Source organism: Mesorhizobium australicum WSM2073, assembly GCF_000230995.2.
Lineage (GTDB): Bacteria > Pseudomonadota > Alphaproteobacteria > Rhizobiales > Rhizobiaceae > Mesorhizobium > Mesorhizobium australicum.
In genome coordinates this window covers 1,382,854-1,406,196 of sequence record NC_019973.1, presented here as the reverse complement: position 1 = coordinate 1,406,196, position 23,343 = coordinate 1,382,854, and the positions used below count along the sequence as shown (strand labels likewise).

Annotated in this window: 19 protein-coding genes and 1 riboswitch; of the genes, 6 read left to right on the top strand and 13 right to left on the bottom strand. The window is 63.6% G+C overall.

Annotated features, from left to right (window positions below; genetic code table 11):
• Positions 1-17: 17 nt before the first annotated feature.
• The 3 genes from thiQ to thiB form a co-directional block, all read right to left on the bottom strand.
• A complete protein-coding gene (thiQ, locus tag MESAU_RS06675) occupies positions 18-794 on the bottom strand; it encodes a thiamine ABC transporter ATP-binding protein (RefSeq protein ID WP_015315295.1) in 777 nt (258 codons plus the stop codon).
• Positions 787-2,415: a thiamine/thiamine pyrophosphate ABC transporter permease gene (gene thiP / locus MESAU_RS06670; protein WP_015315294.1), complete on the bottom strand. Its 1,629-nt coding sequence runs from the start codon at positions 2,413-2,415 to the stop codon at positions 787-789. The genes thiQ and thiP overlap by 8 nt, the downstream gene beginning before the upstream one ends.
• 68 nt (positions 2,416-2,483) lie before the next feature.
• Complete coding sequence (gene thiB / locus MESAU_RS06665; protein WP_015315293.1) at positions 2,484-3,482, bottom strand: thiamine ABC transporter substrate binding subunit; 999 nt, start codon at positions 3,480-3,482, stop codon at positions 2,484-2,486.
• Between the two features lie 43 nt (positions 3,483-3,525).
• Positions 3,526-3,640, bottom strand: a riboswitch (TPP riboswitch).
• 86 nt (positions 3,641-3,726) lie between these two features.
• Here thiB and MESAU_RS06660 point away from each other — a divergent pair.
• From MESAU_RS06660 to MESAU_RS06645, 4 genes are all read left to right on the top strand, one after another.
• Complete coding sequence (locus MESAU_RS06660) at positions 3,727-4,386, top strand: thiamine diphosphokinase (RefSeq protein WP_015315292.1); 660 nt, start codon at positions 3,727-3,729, stop codon at positions 4,384-4,386.
• A gap of 1 nt (position 4,387) precedes the next feature.
• Entirely contained in the window at positions 4,388-6,208 is a 1,821-nt protein-coding gene (locus tag MESAU_RS06655; protein WP_015315291.1) for an ABC-F family ATP-binding cassette domain-containing protein, read from the top strand.
• Between the two features lie 151 nt (positions 6,209-6,359).
• A complete protein-coding gene (locus tag MESAU_RS06650; protein ID WP_015315290.1) occupies positions 6,360-6,602 on the top strand; it encodes a type II toxin-antitoxin system CcdA family antitoxin in 243 nt (80 codons plus the stop codon).
• Positions 6,602-6,901, top strand: a complete 300-nt coding sequence (locus MESAU_RS06645; RefSeq protein ID WP_015315289.1) for a CcdB family protein — start codon at positions 6,602-6,604, stop codon at positions 6,899-6,901. The genes MESAU_RS06650 and MESAU_RS06645 overlap by 1 nt, the downstream gene beginning before the upstream one ends.
• Before the next feature lie 40 nt (positions 6,902-6,941).
• Here the strand turns inward: MESAU_RS06645 and MESAU_RS06640 are convergent, their stop codons facing one another.
• A complete protein-coding gene (locus MESAU_RS06640) occupies positions 6,942-8,705 on the bottom strand; it encodes a hypothetical protein (protein ID WP_015315288.1) in 1,764 nt (587 codons plus the stop codon).
• Between the two features lie 77 nt (positions 8,706-8,782).
• Positions 8,783-10,081 carry an adenylosuccinate synthase gene (locus tag MESAU_RS06635; RefSeq protein ID WP_015315287.1) on the bottom strand — a complete coding sequence of 433 codons (1,299 nt, stop codon included), beginning with the start codon at positions 10,079-10,081 and terminating at the stop codon, positions 8,783-8,785.
• Positions 10,082-10,292: 211 nt separating this feature from the next.
• Here MESAU_RS06635 and MESAU_RS06630 point away from each other — a divergent pair, with 211 nt between their 5' ends.
• Complete coding sequence (locus MESAU_RS06630) at positions 10,293-11,189, top strand: DMT family transporter (RefSeq protein WP_015315286.1); 897 nt, start codon at positions 10,293-10,295, stop codon at positions 11,187-11,189.
• A gap of 12 nt (positions 11,190-11,201) precedes the next feature.
• Here the strand turns inward: MESAU_RS06630 and MESAU_RS06625 are convergent, their stop codons facing one another.
• The 8 genes from MESAU_RS06625 to glmM form a co-directional block, all read right to left on the bottom strand.
• Positions 11,202-12,413: a cytochrome c gene (locus tag MESAU_RS06625; protein ID WP_015315285.1), complete on the bottom strand. Its 1,212-nt coding sequence runs from the start codon at positions 12,411-12,413 to the stop codon at positions 11,202-11,204.
• Positions 12,410-14,176: a GMC family oxidoreductase gene (locus MESAU_RS06620; protein ID WP_015315284.1), complete on the bottom strand. Its 1,767-nt coding sequence runs from the start codon at positions 14,174-14,176 to the stop codon at positions 12,410-12,412. The genes MESAU_RS06625 and MESAU_RS06620 overlap by 4 nt, the downstream gene beginning before the upstream one ends.
• 2 nt (positions 14,177-14,178) lie before the next feature.
• The gene (locus MESAU_RS06615) at positions 14,179-14,874 is read right to left on the bottom strand and encodes a gluconate 2-dehydrogenase subunit 3 family protein (protein WP_245262948.1); all 696 of its coding nucleotides are present in this window, start codon (positions 14,872-14,874) and stop codon (positions 14,179-14,181) included.
• Positions 14,875-15,299: 425 nt separating this feature from the next.
• On the bottom strand, positions 15,300-16,901 hold the full coding sequence (gene serA, locus MESAU_RS06610; RefSeq protein ID WP_015315282.1) for a phosphoglycerate dehydrogenase: 1,602 nt from the start codon (positions 16,899-16,901) through the stop codon (positions 15,300-15,302).
• Between the two features lie 65 nt (positions 16,902-16,966).
• Positions 16,967-18,142 (bottom strand): phosphoserine transaminase, encoded by a 1,176-nt coding sequence (locus MESAU_RS06605; RefSeq protein WP_015315281.1) that lies wholly within the window; start codon positions 18,140-18,142, stop codon positions 16,967-16,969.
• A 257-nt stretch (positions 18,143-18,399) separates the two neighbouring features.
• Positions 18,400-19,176 (bottom strand): outer membrane protein, encoded by a 777-nt coding sequence (locus MESAU_RS06600; protein WP_015315280.1) that lies wholly within the window; start codon positions 19,174-19,176, stop codon positions 18,400-18,402.
• Positions 19,177-19,384: 208 nt separating this feature from the next.
• A complete protein-coding gene (locus MESAU_RS06595) occupies positions 19,385-20,245 on the bottom strand; it encodes an outer membrane protein (protein WP_015315279.1) in 861 nt (286 codons plus the stop codon).
• Between the two features lie 247 nt (positions 20,246-20,492).
• The gene (gene glmM, locus MESAU_RS06590; RefSeq protein ID WP_015315278.1) at positions 20,493-21,848 is read right to left on the bottom strand and encodes a phosphoglucosamine mutase; all 1,356 of its coding nucleotides are present in this window, start codon (positions 21,846-21,848) and stop codon (positions 20,493-20,495) included.
• A gap of 367 nt (positions 21,849-22,215) precedes the next feature.
• Here glmM and MESAU_RS06585 point away from each other — a divergent pair, with 367 nt between their 5' ends.
• A complete protein-coding gene (locus tag MESAU_RS06585) occupies positions 22,216-23,073 on the top strand; it encodes a hypothetical protein (protein WP_015315277.1) in 858 nt (285 codons plus the stop codon).
• Positions 23,074-23,343: the final 270 nt, after the last annotated feature.

Here is a 23,343-nt window from a genome sequence, read left to right as displayed (position 1 = left end):
GCCGGTTTGAGCGTAAATTATGTCCGCTTCCGGGCAATATCTCGTGATAAGGAATCCCCGGCACCGGCTCCGATATAGCGCCGGAATGCCTCCGGACCAGCCCCGGCAAAGAAATCATCCGCCGTGCCGATAGCGGCGACGGCGCCGTTCTCGAGAAACACCAGCCTCTGACCGATGCGGCGGGCATCTTGCGGCTGATGCGTGACGAACAGCACCGTCATGCCACGCTCGGCATGCAGGCCGGCAACCAGGTCGAGCATATCGTCTCGCAAGGCGGGCCCAAGCGAAGCGAAGGGCTCATCGAGCAGCAGCACCGGGCGGTCACGCACCAGCACGCGAGCCAGGGCGACGCGCTGGCGCTCGCCGCCGGAAAGTTCGCGCGGCAGCCGCTTCTCCTTGCCGGCAAGACCGGTGCGCGCAAGCGCATCGGCGATCGCAGCGCGATCGGCTTCGGCCAGCCGCAACGATGGCGAACGGCCGAGCCCGACATTCTGCTCGACGGAAAGATGCGCGAAAAGGTTGTTTTCCTGAAAAACCACCGACACTGGCCGCGCCGCCGGTGGCGCGGTGCTGACATCGGCCCCGCCGATCAGCACGCGGCCGGATCGCGGCGGCTCGAACCCGGCCACCAGATTGAGCAGCGTCGACTTTCCGGAGCCGCTCGGTCCCATGATGGCGGTGATTTGCCCCGCCGTGAACTCGGCATCGAAGGCGAACGACGCCTCGCCATAGCTGAACGAAACCTTGTCCAGCCGCACCGAAACCCCTTTGCCGCCAGCCGCCCCGTCAGACATTGCGGGCCGTCTCCTTTCCCAGCCGGTCCGCTGCCAGCACCAGTGCCAGGCAGACAAGGCCGAGCAGCAGCGCCAAGCCGGCGGCGTCCTCGGTTCGGTAGCTGCCCATGCGCGCCAGGAGAAGGTAGGGCAAGGTCTGCACGGAATCACTGCCGAACAGGGCGATGACGCCGAGATCGCCGAGCGACAGTGCCATGGCGAAGGCAAAAGCGGTGGCCAGCGGCCGCCGCAACGTCGGCCAGTCGACCAGCCACAGTCTTGACCAGCCGGAAATTCCAAGCTGCGCGCAAAGCCGCTCGTGACGCTCGCTTGCCGCATCATAGGCGGGACGGATGGCGCGCAGCGCAAAAGGCATCGCCATGACAGCGTTGACGGTGACGACCATGAGCGGGGCGATGGCTAACACATCGCCGACATGGCGCAGCAACAGGAACCAGCCGGCGCCGACGACGATCGGCGGCACGACCAGGACAAACCCGGCGCCGGTATCGGTGGCATGTTCGAGCAGTGTCCTTGCCCCGAAGCGGCGGTTCGACGCCAGCGCCCTGCGCGCCATGGTCAATGCCAGCGAAAGCATCACCGAAAGCAATGCCGAAAGGAAAGCGAGCACGGCACTGGTCAGCGTCGCCTGACGGACAGTGGCCTCGCCTGCAAGCCGGCCGAGGTCGGCGCCAAGGCCGGCCGCCACGGTCGCCGCCATCGGCCCGGCAACGAAGAGCAAGGCCAACACGATGAGCGTCGCGTTCAGCCAGGCTTCGGTCCTGTTGACGGAGAGGTAGCGGCGCGGCGCGACCGGCAGGTTGACGTCGGCGACGACGTCGGCTCCGAGTCGGGTCAACGCCAGCACCACGATGAGGGTCAAGGCGATCTGCAGCGTTGTCAGCGCGACAGCCCTCGCGGGATCGAAATCGAAGCGCAATGCCTGATAGATGCCGACTTCGAGCGTCGTCGCGGCCGGCCCGCCGCCGAGCGTCAGCACGATGGTGAAGGATGTGACGCACAGCATGAAGACAAGTCCGGCGACCCCGGGCAGCGCGGCACGCAGCGTCGGCCACTCGATCAGCCGGAATGCCGGCCGCGCCCCCATGCCGAGCTGGCTCGCCAGCCGCCACTGGTCGGAGGGAATGGTCCGCAGCGCCTCGAGGAGCAGACGTGTGGCCAGCGGCAGGTTGAAGAAGACATGGGCGACGAGAATGCCGGACAGGCCATAGATGCCCGGCCAACCCTGGCCGCCGACGGCGCTGAGAAAGCCGGAGAAATAGCCGGCGCGGCCATAGAGCGCCAGGATACCGAGCGCCGCGACGATGCCCGGCAGCGCCAGCGGCACGGCGAAGAGCTGCAGGATGAAGGCACGGCCGAAAAACCGTGGATGCCGCGACAGCGCCCGCGCCACGAGCAGGGCCGGCCCGACCGAGAGCAGCGTCGACAGGGCCGCCTGCCAGAGCGTGAAGCGCACGACCCGGAACAGGTAGAGATCGAACGCAGCCCAAGCGCCGGAAAAATCGCGAGCACCTTCGACAAGCAGCCCCGCAAACGCTCCGCCGATCAAAATGGCGATGGCGGCGAGCCCTATCACGCCGGCTGTGATGCGGGGATCAGAGCGGGTTTGCACACCGCACATCAACGATTGGGTGAAGCTTAGGGAGCATCGCCGGAGAGCGTTCATCTCACGAGATTAGCCCACAAAACCTACTTGCTCATCACCGCCAGCCATTCATCGACCCAGGCTTTGCGGTTGGCCGCGACCTCCTCCGGGCTGAACAGCAAGGTCTTGGTCGGCTTGACCAGCTTGTCGAAGGCGGGGTTGAGCGGCTTGTCGGTCTTCCCGGCCGGGAACATCCAGTTGGTCTCGGGGATGGCGTCCTGGAATTTCGGCCCAGTCATGAAGGCCATGAACTTTTCCGCCAGCGGATTCTTGGCGCCGGTCGTGGTGATGCCCGCGACCTCGATCTGCAGATATTCGCCTTCCTCGAACGACGCCGCCTGATAGCGCTCGGTGTTCTCGGCGACCATGTGGTAGGCCGGCGAGGTGGTGTAGGACAGCACCATCGGCGCCTCGCCCTTGGTGAACAGGCCATAGGCCTCGCTCCAGCCCGGCGTCACGGTCAGCACCTTGGTCTTGAGCTTGGCCCAGGCCTCCGGCGCCTTGTCGCCGTAGACCGACTTCACCCACAACAGCAGGCCGAGACCGGGCGTCGATGTGCGCGGGTCCTGGATGACGATCTTGTCGTCGGCGCTACCCTCCACCAAATCCTTCAAGCTCTTGGGTGGGCTCTTCAGCTTTTCAGTGTCGTAGACGACGGCGAAGTAGCCGTAATCGAACGGGACAAAAGTGTCGTCGGTCCAGCCGCCCGGCACGTTGACGTCCGTTATTGCGCCATGTGGCGCGAACAGGCCCGAGGCCTTGGCATCGGCGGTGAGATTGGTGTCGAGGCCGAGCACGATGTCGGCCTTGGTCGAAGCGCCTTCCAGCTTGACGCGGTTGAGCAGCGCCACGCCATCGGCGACCGAGACGAACTCGAGATCGCAGCCGCATTCTGCCTCGAATTCCTTCTTCACCACGGGACCTGGACCCCAGTCGGCGGTGAAGCTCTCATAGGTGTAGACGGTCAGCTTGTCCTTGGCCAAGGCCGGCCCGGACAGGGTTACTGCCGTGGCGGCGACCAGAGAATATAAAAACGTGCGCATCGGCGCCTCCTTCGTTTGCGTTGAAAGGAATTGAGGCGTCGGAGTGTCCGAAACGTCTAATCCCTCCGCCGGTACAAACCGGATCAGGTTCAGCGGGTTGGCGAGACTGCCTCTCAGCCGGCCCGCGAAATTCGCGTCCGGCACCCCGTTAGAGCGTTTCGACACATAGGCCGGGCCGATGACCCGCGCAAGTGGGACTTTGCCGCCTTCCGTTTCCCGTGCCGGGCTGGTAAGGCGACGGGATATGAGCACATTCACCATCCTGCTTGGCGGCGACCTCATCCGCACGCCTCGGCTCGACCGCCAGGTCGAAGGCTCGCGCGTCATCGCTGCCGACGCCGGCATCGGCCATGCGCAGATGCTGGGCCTCGTGCCGGAACTGTGGGTGGGTGATTTCGACTCGGTCCCGGCTGATCTGCCCGCCGACCTCGCCGCCGTGCCGCGGCAAACCTTCCCGGCGGAAAAGGACAAGACCGACGGAGAACTGGCGATCGCGGCCGCACTGGAGCGCGGGGCGACCCGCCTTGTGCTGGCGGGCGCCTTCGGCGGCAAGCGCGCCGACCACGCCTTCCTGCATCTGGCGCTTGGCCTGCGGCTGGCCGAAGCCGGAATGGATGTGTTTCTGACCAGCGGCGCCCAGGAAGGTGTTCCCTTGCTGCCCGGCAGGGCCGGCTTCGATTATGCCGACGGCACGCTGTTCTCGATTCTCGGCTTCTCCGAACTCTCCGGCCTGACCGTCACCGGCGCCAAATGGCCGCTCGACAAGGTCGAGGTGGCGTTCGGTTCGTCGCTGACCATTTCCAACGAGGTCAAGTTCGGCAAGACCGGGGGCCGCCTCGACATCGCGCTCGGCCATGGCCGCGCGCTGCTGCTCGCCCATCCCTATCCATTGCCCGAAAGCTGACATGGCCCCGCCTCTTCTCAATCTCGACGGGATAAGACTGACCTTCGGCGGCGCGCCGCTGCTCGACGGCGCCGCCTTGACCGCTTCGGCCGGCGACAAGATCGCGCTGGTCGGCCGCAACGGGTCCGGCAAGTCGACGCTGCTCAAGATCGCCGCCGGCCTGATCGAACCACAGGACGGCGAGGTGTTCCGCCAGCCTTCGGCGACGGTGCGTTATCTGCCGCAAATGCCCGACATGGACGGCTTTGCAACCGTGCGCGCCTATGTGGAGGCCGGGCTCGGGCCCGCCGACGATCCCTACCGCGCCAGCTATCTGATGGAGCATCTCGGCCTGTCGGGCGAAGAACGGCCTGGCGACCTGTCCGGCGGAGAGGCCAGGCGCGCCGCGCTTGCCCGCGTCATGGCGCCGGAGCCCGACATCCTGCTTCTTGATGAGCCGACTAACCATCTTGATTTATCTGTCATCGAATGGCTGGAAGAAGAGCTCGTCCGGACCTCCTCGGCGCTCATCGTCATCTCGCATGACCGCCGCTTCCTCGAGCGCGTGTCGCGCGCCACAGTCTGGCTCGATCGCGGCCAGACGCGCAGGCTGGACAAGGGCTTTGGCCATTTCGAGGAATGGCGCGACCTGGTGCTGGAAGAGGAAGAGCGCGAACAGCACAAGCTCGGCCGCCAGATCGTGCGCGAGGAGCACTGGCTGCGCTACGGGGTGACGGCGCGGCGCAAGCGCAACATGCGGCGCCTAGGCGAGTTGCAGACCATGCGCCAGCGTTTTCGCGGCCATCGCGGCGCCGAAGGCACCGCGATAATGGTGGCAAGCGACGCCGCCGAATCCGGCAAGCTGGTGATCGAGGCCAAGAACATCGAGAAGAGCTTTGGCGACCTCACCGTCGTCAAGGGGTTCTCGACCCGCATCCAGCGCGGCGACCGCGTCGGCCTTGTCGGGCCGAACGGCGCCGGCAAGACGACACTTCTGAAGATGCTGACCGGCGAATTGGCGCCGGACGCGGGTTCGATACGGCTTGGCACCAATCTGGAGATCGCCACGCTCGACCAGAAGCGCGAGGCGGTCGACCCGCAAGAGACGCTGGCGCAATATCTGACCGACGGGCGCGGCGAGAACCTCGTCATCAATGGCGAGCAGCGCCATGTCGTGTCCTATATGAAGGATTTCCTGTTCAAGCCGGAACAGGCCCGCACGCCGGTGCGCGAGCTGTCCGGCGGCGAACGGGCGCGGCTGATCCTGGCGCGCGTGCTGGCACGGCCAGCAAACCTCCTGGTTCTCGATGAGCCGACCAATGATCTCGACATGGAGACGCTGGAACTGCTGCAGGAACTGGTCGCCGGTTTTGCCGGCACCGTCATCCTGGTCAGCCACGACCGCGATTTCCTCGACCGCACAGTCACCAGCATCATCGCGCCGGACGGCGGCGGCCGCTGGGTCGAATATGCCGGCGGCTATTCCGACATGCTGGCGCAGCGCGGCGGCACCAGGCTTGACGACCGCAAGGCGCGCGCCAAGGCGGAAGCCGGCGATGCGCCGGCACCGGGCAAGAGCGATCCGGCGGCGCCAAAAGGGCCGGCGAAGAAATTGTCGTTCAAGCAGAAGTTCGCGCTGGAGTCCCTGCCCAAGAAGATCGAGGCAGTGACCGCGTCGATCTCGCGGCTGGAGAACAACATCGCCGACCCGGCCTATTACGAACGCGACCCGGCCTCGTTCCAGAAGACGATCGCCGCCCTCGACAAGGAGCGTGCGACGCTGGCCGCGCTCGAGGAAGAATGGCTGGAACTGGAGATGCTGCGCGAGGAGATGGAAGGGTGAAGAGCGGTCGGCCGTAGGCCGATCGATTGACAACGATTTGTCGACTGAAGCGACGAGCGCCCGGAGCCATAGTGGGGCGCTCCTTGCTGCGCCTGAGCATTGCCTCCACATCGGAATGCGCATACATTATGCGCATGTTGCGGAGGCCATTATGCGTAAGATTGCCTTGAATGCGATCCGTCAGCCAGCAAATCTGTCGATCGACTCGAACCTCATGCGGGAAGCCAAGGGGCTTGACGTGAATGTCTCGCGCGCTGCGGAAGCCGGCATCGCGGAGGCGGTGGCAGCTGAAAAGGGGCGGCTGTGGAAGCTTGAGAACCGTACCACGATGGATGCGTGGAACGACTACATCGACAAGAACGGCATCCCGTTGGAAGAGTATCGGCAGTTCTGATGCCCCGCTATGATGTCTTCGCCGGTCGCGTTGAAGACAACTATTTGCTCGACGTCCAATCCGACCTGCTCGACAATTTCAAGACGCGGGTTGTCGTTCCGCTTCTGCCGGTCGCAACGGTGCCGCCGCCAATGCGAAAGCTTCATCCGATCTTCGAGATCAATGGACGGAAGCTGGTCATGGCGACACACCTGATCGCCACCGTTCCCGCAAGCGAATTGGTTGAAAGTCGGCTGAACCTGGCGAAGCATCACGATGACATCGTTGCCGCGCTCGACATGCTGTTCCAAGGATTCTGAACGGAGGCGACCGTCACGCCGCCCGTCTCAACCCGCCGTCTCAGCCCGCCGTCTTGGCCTGCCAGGCCTTGATCGCCTCGTCGAACACCTTCTCGCCGGGAATGCCCTTTTCCATGGTCAGCAGTGCCCGCCGTCCGGTCTTGTAGACGACCGGCACGTCGATCCAGTCCTGGCCGCGCAACAGGGTCATGTTGGCGTCTTCGTCGGCCTTGGTGTCGTTGAGCGCGACGAGGAAGAAGCCGTCGGCGATCTTGGCCGGGATGCCGATCAGCGGGCTGCCGGCGTCCTGTTCCGAACTCTTCATGGCAACGCGCAATATATTGTCGACGCCGCCGCCCTCGAACCCGTCTGGGGTCAGGAAGATCATCTCGATGATATGGCTGGCCGGCAGGGTCTGGTCGGTGTTGCGACGGATGGTCATGCGCAACTGGATGTCCTTGCCGGGAATGGTCGCCTCGGCACGGATCGCAGGCTCTGGCGGCAGGTCGCCGCCGGGCGATTCCTGCACCAGCGACCAGACGATGCTGCCGGGCTCGGCTGAACCCTGCGCGGTGCTGGTGCGCTCCTCATAGAAGATCGCCTTCTGGCCGACCGGAACCGAGGTTGGCGCCACGGCCGGAGCCGGTGCCGCCGGCGGCGTTGCGGCTGCCGGTGCGGGCGGCGGCGTGGCGGCGGCATCGGCCGGGGCCGCGGGCACGGTTCCGTTGGTGGGCGGTGTCGCGGGCGGGGTGCCCGCCGCGGGCGTGGTCGCGGCTGGCGCGCCTGCCGCGGGCGTACCGGCAGCAGGCGTATTGGCAGCCGGCGTATTGGCAGCCGGCGCGGGAACCGCCGGCGCTGCCGTGGCCGGCGCATTCGTTGCCGTTGGCGGTGTCGTCAGCGCGGCGACGGATTCGCCCTCGCCTACGCCGCTTTGCCCGCCGGCTGGGCCGGGGTCGGTCTCGCCGCCTTCAGGCGTCAGCCGCTGCGTGAACTTCGTGCCTTCCGCGCCGGTCGCGGGCGCCGGCGGCGTGGCCGCGGCATCGGTCGCCGGCTTGGCCGGCGTCGTTTTCACCGGCTCGGTTTTGGCAACAACCTTGCTGCTCTCCAGGCCCAGCATCTTGCCGAAGGCATCCTTGTTCAGCCAGATGCCGTAGCCGCCGCCGGCAACGACCAGCAGTGCGACGACGGCGGCGATCAGCCCGCCATAGCTGCGCTTGCGTTCGGCCGGCCGCAAACGCTCGAAAGTGTCGGTGGCGGCAGGCGCTTCGTCATCGGCAAAGACGTCGTCCTGGTCGTCGTCCCGATCCGCGTCCATCCCCGGCAAGGTCTTCTCGGAAAAGTCCGGAGCGGGCTGCACCGGCGCCGGCCTTTGCCAGCCAGGCTCGACCTTGGCGGCTGGAGCGGGCCGGTAGGGTTCGGGGTTCGCCGCCGGCTGTGCCGGCTTGTACGGCTCCGGCCTGACCGTGGCCGGGGCGGGCCGATACGGAGACGGAGCAGGAATTGCGGCAGCCTCCGCCTTGGCCGGCTGCTTGACGTGGTTCGACTGGTTCTTGTTGCGGTCGATGGAGGAAAAGATGTGTTCCAGTTCCGCGAGCGGATCCGGCTCGGGCACACTCTTGACATAGTCCCGCTCGACGCCGGCAATGGCGTCGTCCAGCGCGCGTTTCTGTTTGTCTATGGCCTCGGAAGCCAGCGGCGGCGAATATTCCGCCAGCTTCTTGGCCAGCATGGCGCGCACGCTGTTATAGATGCGCGTACGCTTCTCGGGCGTCTCGTCGCCGTGCTTCTCGAACGCGTTTTTCAGAACAGCAACGAAATCTGCCATGCTTCAGTCGACCTGTATTTTTTGCCTCCGCGCCGGCCCCCGCAAATCAGCCGCGATGCCCGGAAAGGCTTCAGAAACTAGTCTTGAAACGGATCGGTCACAAGTATCGTGTCGTCCCGTTCCGGGCTGGTGGAAAGGAGTGCGACCGGCGCGCCGATCAACTCCTCTATGTATCGGACATATTTGACGGCCTGGGCCGGAAGATCATTCCAGCTGCGTGCGCCGGCGGTGGTGCCCTTCCAACCCTCCAACGTCTCGTAAATGGGTTCCACGCGAGCCTGGGCGCCCTGGCTTGCCGGCAGATAGTCGATCGTCTCGCCGTCCAGCCTGTAGCCGGTGCAGACCTTGATCTCATCCAACCCGTCGAGCACGTCGAGCTTGGTCAGCGCGATGCCTTTGATGCCGTTGACGGCAACCGCCTGGCGCACCAGCACCGCGTCAAACCAGCCGCAGCGGCGCTTGCGCCCGGTGACGACACCGAATTCATGGCCGCGCGTGCCGAGGAATTCGCCGATCTCGTTCTTCTGCTCGGTCGGGAACGGACCTTCGCCGACACGCGTCGTGTAGGCCTTTGTGATGCCGAGAACATAGCCGATGGCGCCCGGGCCGACGCCGGAGCCGGCGGCGGCCTGGCCGGCGACCGTGTTGGACGAGGTGACGAAGGGATAGGTGCCGTGGTCGATGTCGAGCAGCGTGCCTTGCGCGCCCTCGAACAGGATGCGCTCGCCGGCGCGGCGCTTGTCGTCGAGCACCTTCCAGACGCGGTCCATGTAGGGCAGGATGTCGTTCGCGACCGAGGTCAATTCCTGCATGATCGCATCATGCGTGACTTCGTCATGGCCGAGCCCGCGACGCAGCGCATTGTGGTGCGTCAGCAGCCTGTCGACCTTCAAGGGCAAAGTTTCCAAATCCGCCAGATCCATCACCCGCACCGCGCGCCGCCCCACCTTGTCCTCGTAGGCGGGGCCGATCCCGCGTCGGGTCGTGCCAATCTTTGTTCCGGAATTCGAAGCGGCATCCTCGCGAAACCCGTCCAGCTCCCGGTGTACGGACAGGATAAGCGCCGTGTTTTCGGCTATTTTCAGGCGATCCGGCGTCACGTCCACGCCCTGGCCTTTCAGTTTCTGCACCTCGGCGACGAAAGCATGCGGATCGAAGACCACGCCATTGCCGATGATGGACAGCTTGCCTTCCCGCACGACGCCCGAAGGCAGCAGCGACAGCTTGTAGACCTTGCCGTCGACGACCAGCGTGTGGCCGGCATTGTGGCCGCCCTGGAAACGCACCACGACATCGGCGCGCTCCGACAGCCAGTCGACGATCTTGCCCTTGCCTTCGTCGCCCCACTGCGAGCCGACGACCACCACATTGGCCATGTTTCTTTTCCCTTGAGACGCCGCCGCGCGGCTTGGATATGGTTCGAAACGACAGGCCTCTATAGCGTCAAGACCTCGCGAGTGCGACCTTTCTTTGCCGCCGAAAATGCCCTGAGGCACAACAATTTTCGGCTTTGACATCATTTACTTGGGCTGACCGGGGCAATAGGCCGGCAAACACCGCGGCCCATCCCGCGGCCGGAAGCCAGCGATGCATCGAAACGCCTACATGTTCCTGCTGCTCACCACCTTGCTGTGGGGCGGCAATTCGGTGGCCGGCAAGCTGGCGGTCGGCCACGTCTCGCCGATGACGCTGGTCTTCCTGCGCTGGATGCTGGCCGTGGCGATCCTGCTGCCGATCGGCTGGCGCACGATCCAGGAGGATTGGCCCGTCGTGCGCCGGCACTGGCTCGTGCTGGCGGCGCTTGGCGCCAGCGGCTTCACCCTGTTCAACACCATCTTCTACACCGCCCTCAACTACACCACGGCGATCAATGTCTCGATCGAACAGGCGGCGATGCCGATCCTGATCATGACAGCCAATTTCGTTTTCTTCCGCCTGCGCGTGAACTGGGCGCAGATCGCCGGCGTGGTGCTGACCGTCTTCGGCGTCATCCTGACCGCCTGCCATGGCGATCCGCGCCGGCTGCTGACGCTGGAGCTCAATTTCGGCGACGCCATCATGCTGGTCGCGGTCGTTCTCTACAGCAGCTATTCGGTCGGGTTACGGCTGAAGCCGGCGATGCGCTGGCAAAGCCTGATGCTGGCCATGTCGTTCGCCGCGCTCATCACCTCACTGCCCTTCTTCCTGTGGGAAGCCGCCGCCAGCAAGGTGATCGTGCCCGACGCCCGCGGCTGGGCGGTCATCGTCTACACGGCGATCGGCGCTTCGGTCATCTCGCAGATAACCTATATCAGGGGCAACGAACTGATCGGCGCCAATCGCGCCGGCCTGTTCATCAATCTGGTGCCGATCTTCGGCACGCTGCTTTCGGTGCTGATCGTCGGCGAGACCTTCCAGCTCTATCAGGCGCTGGCGCTGGTTCTCGTTCTGGGCGGCATCGGGCTCGCGGAATACAGCGGGCGCAAGATGGCATCCGGCGTTTAACGCGCGCCTAAATTACTGCACCAATTCCTTGCGCACCGCCGCGATATCGTCCGACGAGACCGCCGGAGCGGAATTGCCCCAGCTGCCGCGCACATAGGTCAGCACGTCGGCGATTTCCTGGTCCTTCAGCCGCCATGCCAGCGAGGGCATCGAAGGCGTCGTCGGCGCACCGGCCGTGTGCACCGCCTGGCTTCCGGCGAGAACGACGCGGGCCAGGGTCTCGGGATTGCCCTGCGCGACGATCGAGTTGCCGACAAGCGCTGGGAAAAGCGCTCCGGCCCCGGCGCCATCGCCGCCATGGCAGGCCGAGCAATTGTCACGATAGATCGCCGCGCCCGCCACCATCCGCGCCTCGTCGGGCTTGGGCGCCTGCGCATTGCCGGTGTCCGGCCCCAGGCTCTTGAGATAGACGGCCACGGCCTTGAGGTCGGGATCCGTCATTTTGGAGGTCGAGTTCTCGATCGCCTCGGCCATCGGACCGGATGCGATCGAATGCGCGTTGACGCCGGTCCTGAGGTAGGCGACCACATCGTCTTGCGACCATTTGCCCAGGCCGGATTGGGCATTGTTGGTGATGTCGGGGGCAAACCAGCCTTGCAGCGAGGCGCCTTGCAGGAAGCCGCTGTCTTGGTCCGCTCCAAGGAACGATTTGGGCGTGTGGCAGGTGCCGCAGTGCCCGGCGCCCTGGACGATATAGGCGCCGCGGTTCCATTCCGCCGATTTGGAGGGGTCGGCCTGGAAGCTTGCCTCGCTGAAGTTGAGGAGGTTCCACCCCCACATCGCCAGCCGGATGTTCAGCGGGAACGGCAGCTGGTTGGCTTCGACCTTGTTCGAGACCGGGTCGACCGTGGTCATGTAGGCCCACAGGTCGGAAATGTCCTGCTCGTTCATCCTGGTATAGGCGGGGTAAGGCATGGCGGGATAGAGCCGCACGCCATTGTGGCCGACGCCGGTCTTCATCATGTTGCGGAAATCGGCCTCCGACCAATTGCCGATGCCCGTCTCGTGGTCGGGTGTGATGTTGGGCGGCACCAGTGCGCCGAAAGGCGTTTCGAGCGGCAGGCCGCCGGCCAGCGGCTTGCCGCCCGGCCTGGTATGACAGCCGGCGCAATCGCCGAGCACGGCCTGATATTGGCCACGGATGATCTGGTCGGCCTGGTCGGCGGCGAGCGCCGGCGTGATCGCCAGCATAGCGGCGCCAGCGGCGGCGGCGAGCGTCCTCATGCCTGCACCAAGGGGGCGCCGGGATTGCGCAAATAGTGATTGCGGATGCCGTCAGCGGCGCGGTAGGCGAGCGCGCCGACCGTTCCCGTCGGATTCTTGCCGGCATTCTGCGGAAAGGCCGAGGCGCCGATGACGAAGACGTTGGGCACATCCCAGCTTTGCAGGAAGCTGTTGACCGCACTCTTCCTAGGGTCCGTTCCCATGATGGCGCCGCCCGTATTATGGGTGCTTTGATAAGGGACGCTGTCCCAGCCCTTCTTGCGGCGGCCGACATTGTACTGCTTGCCCCCAAGCGTCTTCGCGATCTCCTCCATCCGGTCGCAGAGATAATTCGACATTCGGATATCATTGTCGGGAAAATCGAAGGTCATGCGCATGAGCGGCCGGCCGAAGCGATCCTTGTAGGTCGGATCGAGGTCGAGGTAGTTGGTGCGCGTCGCGTAGCTGCTGCCCTGCGAGGAGAAGCCGAGCGTGCTTTTGTAGCCCGCGACGGTCGCCTTCTTCCAGGCGCTACCCCACTTCGGCGTGCCGGGCAGCGTCGGCCTCGTCCCGATCGGACGTCCATTGGTGGGAATGCAGTTGATGCCCGCGCCGCCGACGAAATCGAGGCCGCCATGGTCGAAAGCGTCGCCATTATAGTCATCGATCGTCTGTCCGAGCGCGCCCGCGGCAATGAATGGGTTGAAGTTCTTGTCGTCGAAGAACACCTGCACGCCGGCATTGGTCTGGTAGCAATAATTGCGCCCGACGGTGCCCTCGCCGGTAGCGGGATCGTAGATCTTGCCGATGCCCGACAGCATCATCAGCCGGGCATTGTGGAGGCCGTAGGCGCACAGAAGCACGAGATCGGCCGGCTGGAAGAATTCCTGCCCCGACGTATCGACGTAAGTGACACCTCGCGCGGACTTGCCGCCGGCGGCGAGATCGACATGCAGCACCTCGCTGTCGGTCCGCACCTCGAAATTGGCCTTCTTCATCAGCACGGGAAGGATGGTGGTCTGGGCGCTGGATTTGGAGTAGTTGGCGCAGCCGAACCGCTCGCAGAATCCGCAGTAGGTGCACTGCCCCATGGTGATGCCGAGCGGATTGACATAGGTCCGCGACATGTTGGCGGACGGTGTCGGGAACGGGTGCAGTCCCATGGACCGGCCGGCATTGGCGAACAGGGTCGGCGCGTAGGTCATCTCCATTGGCGGATTTGGGTAATCCCGGGACCTCGGATCCTCGAACGGGTTGCCACCTTCCTGTATCTGCCCCTTGATATTGCCGGCCTTGCCCGAGATTCCCGCCAGATATTCGAACTGGTCGTAATACGGCTCCATCTCGGCGCCGGTCACGCCCCAGTCCTCGACCTGGAGATCGGCGATCCGCGCCGCGCCATACTTCTTGGTCAGGTTGGTCTTGATCTGGAAGTCGGAGTCCCAGAACCGCCAGGTGTGGCCGTTCCAATGGACGCCTGCGCCGCCGACGCCGTTGCCGGGCAGGAACGAGCCGAAATCGCGCATCGGCAGCGCCGTCTGCGAAGGGTCGTTGCGCATCGTCATGGTTTCGACGGCTGGCTGCAGGAACAGGTCGCGCCGCACGCTGTAGCGCAACTCGTCCTGCGCATAGCCGATGTTGAAATCGGTCGCCGTGTCGCGCCAGGGACCACGCTCGATGGCCAGCACGTCCAGGCCTTGATCGGTCAGTTCATGTGCAAGGATGGACCCCGTCCAGCCGAGGCCGACGATCACGACGTCCTTGCGGGGCAGTATCGTCGTCATGGTCAGCTCCTTTTCACGAGCCATTCCGGGCTGCCCTCGATCGAGACGGGCGGCCGCGGATAGGGCTGATTGTGCTTGCTGACGTGATCCCGGTAGTCATAGCGCGCGCCGGGGAAACCAAGCATGCGCCACGACACCATGTCCTTGTTGCCGCCATAGACCGGATCGGCAAAGAACCCTTCCATCGTGTTCTGCAGCAGAAGTCCGAAGAAGCCGGCAGCCTCGACTCCATTGGGCAAGTCGACCTTTCCAGCCTCCATCGCCGCCAGGAACGTATCCTGATCGGCCGGCTGGAGTTCGGTGAATGCCTTGCCATCGCGCTGCTTCAGGAAAGCGTCGATGGCGGCGAGGCCGGAGCGGTAGCGCTGGGCGGGGCTTGCCTCGCCCTGGTAGCCCTGCGTGGGCAATCCCGGCAGAAACGGTCCTTTTGTGTAGAGCCGGCTCGACGTTCCGAACGCGCCCGTCAACTGACGGTCTATATAGACGGCGCAGCCGGCCTCCTTGCCGCCCATCGACAGATCGTCGGCGGGGATGATGCGGTCGACGATAGCCTCGACCAGCGCGGCCTCCTGCGGCGTGAAGAACTGCCAGCCGCCGGACACCACCTGCATCGGAGGATCGGAAGACAGCGGCGCCCAGGGCAGCGAGCCGGACAAGGATCGGGCAAAACCTGCCGATGTTGCCGTCACTGTAAACATCGCAGCCGAAGACAGAAAAAGACGCCGGCTCAGTCGGACAGTATTGCGATGATCCATCGAAGGCACCCCGACAGCAACAGAAGCGCGCCGGATGTTGCGCGCAAAATCATGACCAACTCAGTTAAGTTTAGATCGCATCCATCAATTGACCGCAGCGTGCGGAAAGAAACCGGGATCGTCAAGCAGATCACAAAATCGTTAGATTGGGCCAGACCTTATGCTTATCTAAATCCGCTAATGTACTGGCGGCAAAAAAGGATATCTTGCAGCAGCTTGACGCAAGGACGCCGTTGGCGCGACGCCTGCGGCGGCGCCCGCAACGACGCAAACCGTCGGGCGGCGCCAGCGGTCATGGAAACGCCCCGCATGCATGCCGGCAAACGGGGCGTCTGATGTATGGCTTGTCACCTCAGAGGGTGTGGGGGCTAGATCCCGCCCACGTCGAACCGCAGCCGCTTTGCCGAATCGATCGACTTGTGGCCGCGCACCTGCTCCAGCACCTTCTCGGGGAACGGGGCGTCGAGATAGAGCAGTGCGATAGCGTCACCGCCCGGCCGGTTGCGGCCAAGCTGGAAGTTGGCGATGTTGACGTCGTTCTCGCCGCAGACAGTGCCGAGCAGGCCAATAATGCCGGGCGCATCGGCATTGGTCGTATACAGCATGTGCTGGCCGACCTCGGCGTCGAGATTGATGCCCTTGATCTGAATGAAGCGCGGCTTGCCGTCCGAAAAGCAGGTACCGGCGATCGAGCGCGTCATGTGCTCGGTCTTGACGGTCAGCTTGATGTAACCGTCGAAGACGCCCGATTTGTCGCGCTTGACTTCGGCGACGATGATGCCGCGCTCCTTCACCATGATCGGCGCCGACACCATGTTGACGTCGGCGACCTGCGGCCGGATCAGTCCGGCCAGGGCGGCACTGATCAGCGCCCGCGTGTTCATCGTCGCGGTCGAGCCGTCGAACAGGATCTCGACCTCGCTGATCGGATCCTCGGTGACCTGGCCGACAAAGGCGCCCAACACTTCGGCGAGCTTGACGAACGGCTTCAGCCGCGGCGCCTCTTCCGCCGTGATCGAGGGCATGTTGATGGCGTTGGAGACCGCGCCCTTGATCAGGTAGTCGGCCATCTGCTCGGCGACCTGCAGCGCGACATTCTCCTGCGCTTCCGCCGTCGAGGCGCCAAGGTGTGGTGTCGCCACCACGTTCTCCATGCCGAACAGCGCATTCTGCTCCGCCGGTTCGACCTCGAACACATCGATGCCGGCGCCTGCCACCTTGCCGCTCTTCAGCGCCGCAACCAGGTCGGCCTCGACCACCAGCCCGCCACGCGCGCAGTTGATGATACGCACGCCATTCTTCATCTTGGCGATCGCCGCCGCATCGATGATGTTGCGGGTCTTGTCGGTCAACGGCGTGTGCAGCGTGATGAAGTCGGCGCGGGCGAAGAGTTCGTCCAGTTCCACCTTGTCGACGCCGAGCTCCTCGGCGCGCTTGTCCGACAGGAACGGATCAAAGGCGACGACGTGCATCTTCAGCCCGACGCCGCGTGTGGCGACGATCGAACCGATATTGCCGCAGCCGATGACGCCCAGCGTCTTGCCGGTGATCTCGACGCCCATGAAGCGGTTTTTCTCCCATTTGCCGGCATGGGTCGAAGCGTTGGCTTCCGGGATCTGGCGGGCGAGCGCGAAGATCATCGCCACGGCGTGTTCGGCCGTCGTGATCGAATTGCCGAAGGGCGTGTTCATCACGATGATACCCTTGCGGCTTGCCGCCGGGATATCGACATTGTCGACGCCGATGCCGGCGCGACCGACGACCTTGAGATTGGTGGCCGCGTTGATCAGCTTCTCGGTGACCTTGGTCGCCGAACGGATGGCGAGACCGTCATACTTGCCGATCACTTCGAGCAGCTTTTCCTTGTCCTTGCCGAGGTCGGGCAGATAGTCGACCTCGACGCCGCGATCCTTGAAGATCTGCACGGCGGTGGGAGAGAGTTTGTCAGAGACGAGAACGCGGGGCGCCATGGCGGCCTCCTTGAAAATGAAATTGATCCGGGAACGGACGGCCCTCGGGGCCGCCACGGAAACTCTCAGGCGGCCGCTTTGAGCGACGCCTTCTGGCTGGCAAAGGCCCAGTCGAGCCAAGGCAGCAGCGCTTCGAGATCGGAGGTCTCGACGGTTGCGCCGCACCAGATGCGCAATCCCGGCGGGGCATCGCGATAAGAACCGATGTCGTAGGCGACGCCTTCCTTGTCGAGCGTCGAGACCAGACCCTTGGCAAACGCCGCCTGTCCATCAGCGTCGAGCGCCGCGATATCGGGGTCGGTGAAGGACAGACAGACCGACGTGTTCGAGCGTGTCGCCGGGGCCACCGCAAGATGGCCGAGCCAGGATGATCTTTCCACGAACCGGTCGAGCACGGCGGCATTGGCATCCGCCCTGGCAATCAGCGCATCGAGGCCGCCGACCGACTTAGCCCAGTTCAACGCGTCGAGATAATCCTCGACGCAAAGCATCGACGGCGTGTTGATGGTTTCGCCCTTGAAAATGCCCTCGATCAGCTTGCCGCCCGAGGTCAGGCGGAAGATTTTCGGCAGCGGCCATGAAGGCTTGTAGCTCTCCAGCCGCGCTACGGCACGCGGCGACAGGATCAGCATGCCATGCGCACCCTCACCGCCCAGCACCTTCTGCCAGGAGAAGGTCACGACATCGAGCTTCTCGAAGTCGAGCCTTTGCGCGAAGGCCGCTGAAGTAGCGTCGCAAATGGTCAGGCCCTTGCGATCGGCGGGAATGAAGTCACCGTCCGGCACGCGCACGCCCGAGGTCGTGCCGTTCCAAGTGAAGACCACGTCGCGATCGAAATCGATCTTGGTCAGATCAGGCAGCGCGCCATAACCGGCCTCGATCTTTCTGATATCGGCGAGTTTCAGCTGCTTGACCACGTCGGTGACCCAGCCGGAGCCGAAGCTTTCCCAGGCGACCATGTCGACGCCGCGTTCGCCGAGAAGAGACCACAGCGCCATCTCGACGGCACCTGTGTCGGAAGCCGGCACGATGCCGATCCGGTAGTCGGCCGGGACCTTGAGTATCTCGCGCGTCAACGCGATCGCCTGCTCGAGCTTGGTCTTGCCGATCTTGGCGCGGTGGGAACGGCCGAGCGCGGCAGCTTTCAGCGCCTCGACCGACCAGCCGGGACGTTTTGCGCAGGGACCAGAGGAAAAATTGGGATTTGCCGGACGGAGTCCGGGCTTCGTAAGCGTCGTCATCGTGGTCTATCCTTCCAGATAGTGGCCCCTCGTTGGGGAGGGGTGGCCCACGGACGGCGATATGCGTTCAGGCATCGGGCGTCAAGAGGAAAGTTTTTGTCGCTGCCGGGATACCGGATGCATGTCGCCAAAAGGTGCGCGGCGGTTTTGGGGCTACGACATGCGTCAAACAGGAAAGCGCCGCGATCAGGATCGCGTGACTTCAAATGCAAACGGCGGACCCGAGAGATCCGCCGTCAAGAGCTGGTGTGCCCAGTCTACCAGAGATCGTAGCGCAGCCCGAGCTTGATCTGGTGATTGCTGATCCCTTTCTCGACCGGAAAGGAAGTCAGGCTCGCGGCGGTCGCGTATTCGACGCTAGGCGCGGAAAAATACTGATAGCCGAGATCTACGGAAACATTCTTGGACACTTGATACGCAAGACCGGCATTCAACGTATAGGCGAGGGAATACTGCGTCTTGCTGTCATCAAGCGTGAAATCGTTGGCGGGGGTGGCCTCGTCGGCATAGCTGGCGGAGAGGCTGCGTTTGCTCAGGACGACGCCGACACCCGCACCGACATACGGTGTGATTCCAACATAGGTGCCAAGGTCAACATAGCCATTGAGTATGCCTGAGAACGCATAGTTCTTCAGGTTTCCCGATCCCACGATCGACGTTCCAGCCGGTGCGGTAGCAGTATCGTCATAGCCGAAGCTTGCCTTGTTACCCGGCAAATAGCCGAAGTTGAGATCGGCGCGGAGGTAATCGTTGAAATGATATCCGAAGCCGACGCTCGCAAAAATTGCATCTTCGCTCTCGCTAAAGTTTTCGTTGTTGATCGCCGACGGGAAGGTGAAATCCCCATTCTCGAAACTCTTCTGCGCCAGGTATGAAACATCGCCGCGCAGGTACCAGCCGGAGCCGACCTCGACCGGCACATAATCCGGCGCCTGGTCGACATAGATCGGCGGATCGTAGTCGGCGGCGATTGCAGGCGCCAGCGGCAACAGCAGTGCGGCAAGCGCCAGCGCCATACGCGATATTGGTATCATGGTCCCCGGCTCCCGAATTCGGCGCCGTCAAACAAGCAACGGCGGCCAACGTTTCATGAGCCATTGTTAACCATAGTGGTTAAGTGCCGGTTAAGGCTAACAGAGGGTTAGCGAATTGATTTCGAACGGGCTGACCTCGGCTCATCTCAAACGAAAACCGCCCGGCTGATGCCGGGCGGTCGACGAATTCCTGGAAACTTCGAAGCGATTACTTGGTGTAGATCGGCTCGGGCTCCGGCTGATAGGCCACCACCGGCGCGGCGCAACCGTTGTTGCCGCCGAACTGGTAACGCAGACCGCCGCGCACCTCGTGGGTGTTGAAGCCGTGATCGAAGCCCGGCCCGGCGCCCGGCGTGGCGCCGGCTGGACCATACTCGAACATGCGACCGCCTTGAATATGGGAGAAACGGTAACCAGCATCGAGGATGACTTTGTCGGTCAAGCAGTAGGAGGCGCCGGCCATTACCGCGTACGCGAAGCGCCAGCTGGATGTTCCGGGGTTGGACTCGGTTGCGCCCGGGGTCGGGTCGTAGACAGTATCCCATTTGACGCGCGCTCCGCCGATACCGGCGCCGACATAGGGCGTGATGCCGTGCCAGGTGCCGATATCGACATAGGCATTTGCCAGAAGCAGCAAGGCGCTCATCTTCGACGACTCGACCGAGACCGTGGTGAGATCCGAGGTGCCGCCGTTGAAGTTCGACTTGAACCAGTAGTCGGCGGTCAGGTCGGTGCGGAAGTGTTCATTGATCTTGTAGCCGACGCCGCCGCCAAGCGAGAAGCCGCCCTTGAGCTTGCCATAGTCGAAGGACTTGCTCCCGGCGACCCCGACAGGAGGCCCGCACGGGCAAGGCGCGGCGCCGTAGGTGATGTAGTCGATGTCACCGACCTTCGACTTGTGATAGTCGAGGTCGCCACGGATATACCAGCCGCCGACATCGACCGGTTGCTCATAGACCGGCGGCGGCGCTTCTTCGACTTGCGGCTCGGGCAGGTCAGCTGCGAACACCGGCCAGGCCAAGCCCGCGAACAGCAGCGCGAACAGGGCCTTTCTTGCTGTATTGAACATGCTTGTTACCCCTAGAAACCTCGGAACGGCGATCGTGTCCGAATAAGATTGGCTTTCAGGCGTGGATAATGAATTGCAAAAGTTAAAAGGCGTTTAACCCTATCGATTAACCACGAATCTCCAGAATCCCGGAGATCTGGCAAGGATTTCGACAGAAAGAGCCGATCCTTTGCCAACAAAAAAGCCCGCCGGAGGGGCGGGCTTCGATGCAATAAAGGCGGCGTGACGCCTTCGGGGCTGGCGGGGATCAGGCGGCGCTGCTGCGGGTTTCCGAGATGACCCCGACGATGTCGTTGACGACGGCCTCGACCAGTTGCGGATCGTCGCCCTCGGCCATCACACGGATCAGCGGCTCGGTGCCGGATGGACGGATGACCAGCCGCCCAGCCTTGCCGAGACGATGGCGGGCGTCCTCGATCGCGGCCTTGACCGGGGCTTCCTCCAACGGTTTGCCGCCGGCGATGCGAACGTTCTTCAGCAATTGCGGCACCGGCTCGAACTTCTTCGACAGTTCGCTGACCGGGCGGCCTTGCCGCTTGATGCAGGCCAGCACCTGCAGTGCCGAGACCAGCCCGTCACCTGTGGTCGAGAAGTCGGACAGCACGATGTGGCCCGACTGCTCACCGCCGACATTGAGCCCATGCGCGCGCATATGCTCCACGACATAGCGGTCGCCGACCTTGGTGCGGTGCAACTGCAGCTTCATGTCGCCGAGAAAGCGCTCGAGGCCGAGATTGGACATTACCGTCGAAACGACGCCACCGCCAGCCAGCCGCCCGCTCTGGTGCCAGGACTCGGCAATCAGCGCCATGATCTGGTCGCCGTCGACGATGGCGCCGTTCTCGTCGACGATGACGACCCGGTCCGCATCGCCATCAAGCGCGATGCCGATGTCGGCGCGCACTTCGTGCACCTTTTTCTGCAGATCGGCGGGATGGGTCGAGCCGCATTCCTTGTTGATGTTGAAGCCATTGGGTTCGACATTGATGGCCACGACTTCGGCGCCCAGTTCCCACAGCGCCTCGGGCGCCACCTTGTAGGCCGCGCCATTGGCACAGTCGACGACGATCCGCAGACCCGAAAGCGACATCGAGCGCGGCAAGGTGCGCTTGGCGAATTCGATGTAACGGTCATGCACGCCGTCGACGCGCTTGGCGCGGCCAAGCCCGTCGGAATCGGCGAGCGCCAGTTCGATATCCTTGTCGAGCATGCTCTCGATGCGCTCTTCGATCTCGTCGGACAGCTTGTAGCCGTCTGGGCCGAACAGCTTGATGCCGTTGTCGTAGTAGGGATTGTGAGAGGCCGAGATCATGACGCCAATGTCGGCGCGCAGCGAGCGCACCAGCATGGCAACCGCCGGGGTCGGGATCGGGCCGAGCAGAAACACGTCCATGCCGGCGGCGCAAAGGCCGGCCACCATCGCGTTTTCGATCATATAGCCGGACAGCCTGGTGTCCTTGCCGAGCACGACACGATGGCGATGGCTGCCGCGCTGGAACGAAAGGCCGGCGGCCATGCCGACCCGCATGGCGATTTCCGCGGTCATCGGAAACTTGTTGGCGCGCCCGCGAATGCCGTCCGTGCCGAAGTAATTCCCTGCCATGCCAGTCAGTTTCCTTGGTTGTCCTTAGCCGGCACGTCATGCCACAATTGGCCGTCGTGCCTCGATCACATTGTGTGATTATATGTTACCAATCCTTAGAAAATCATTGTTGTGCGTTGCACACAACATGGCCGCAGCCTAGCACGGAGACGCTGTGGCGTCACATATACCAGTTTTGCCAGCCATTCGGCGCGGATACATCCCGAGAATTCTTGCCTCGGCGGCAGTCAGGCCGAATGATTTCATCACCTTGTCGTTAGAAAGCGATTTCGGCGATATATAAGCCGCCTGGCATCTGGCGCAACCGACCGTTGAGCGTTATTGATTCGCTGGGACGTATAATGGGCTGCAGCCACGGAGAAACGCTATGCTCATCCACCGAATTGCTACTCTGACCGGCCTTGCGGTCGCGACGTTGTTCCTGGCCGCGCCAGCCAACGCGCTGACGATGGCCGAGTGCAGCACGAAGTACAACGCCGCCAAGGACGCTGGGACACTTGCCGGGGCGACCTGGAACCAGTTCCGCAAGGCACAGTGCGGCACTGACGCTGCCGCCACCACCGACACCAAGGCGGCCACGACCAAGGCTGCTGAAACCAAGCCGGCCGAAGCCAAGCCGGCCAAGACCACCAAGGCCGCCGCAGCGGCCAGCGACAGCACGGCCAAGGGCCTGACCGCCAAGGAATGCAGCACCAAGTACCAGGCGGCCAAGGCCGCCGGCACATTGAACGGCATGAAGTGGAACGACTTCCGCAAGGCCGAATGCGCCGCTGGCGCATCCGCCGCCGCCGACACCGTCAAGCCGGCGACCACCAAGGCTGCGACCACGACGGCCGCAGCTTCTGGCAAGGGCCTGAGCATGGCCGAATGCAGCACCAAGTACCAGGCTGCCAAGACGGCGAACACGCTGAAGGGCATGAAGTGGAACGACTTCCGCAAGGCCGAATGCGGCGCCAGTGCCTCGGATGACGACAGCGTGCCCGCTCCAAGCGAGGCGAGCTACACCAAGGAACCCGCAAAGCCGACGACGGTTGCCCCCAAGGGCGTCACCTTCCCGTCCGCGATCTCGGCGAAATATGCCAGCGAGACCCCCGGAAAAGGCCGCATGCATACCTGCCTTGACCAGTACTATGTCCTCAAGGACGCCAACGCACTCGGCGGTCTGAAGTGGATCCAGAAGGGCGGCGGCTTCTACAGCCTCTGCAATGCCAAGCTGAAGGGCTGAGCCGCGCATAGCATCCCCCCGGGATCGATGGGGCATGACGGTGAATTGAATTAGATGAAATCTGGCAAGGCCAGGCAAAGGCCCGCGATGCATCTGCTTCGCGGGCCTTTTGTTGCGCACGAAGACGCCAGGGTCTTGCTCGCGTCTGCATATCGCGGAAGCTGCCTGCATCATCAATTCGCTTACACTCTCGCCGCGAGGCTGATTGGTAACTCATGAAAATTCTGATTGAACATATCAGGAACAAAAAGTATACAAAAGACGTCTGAA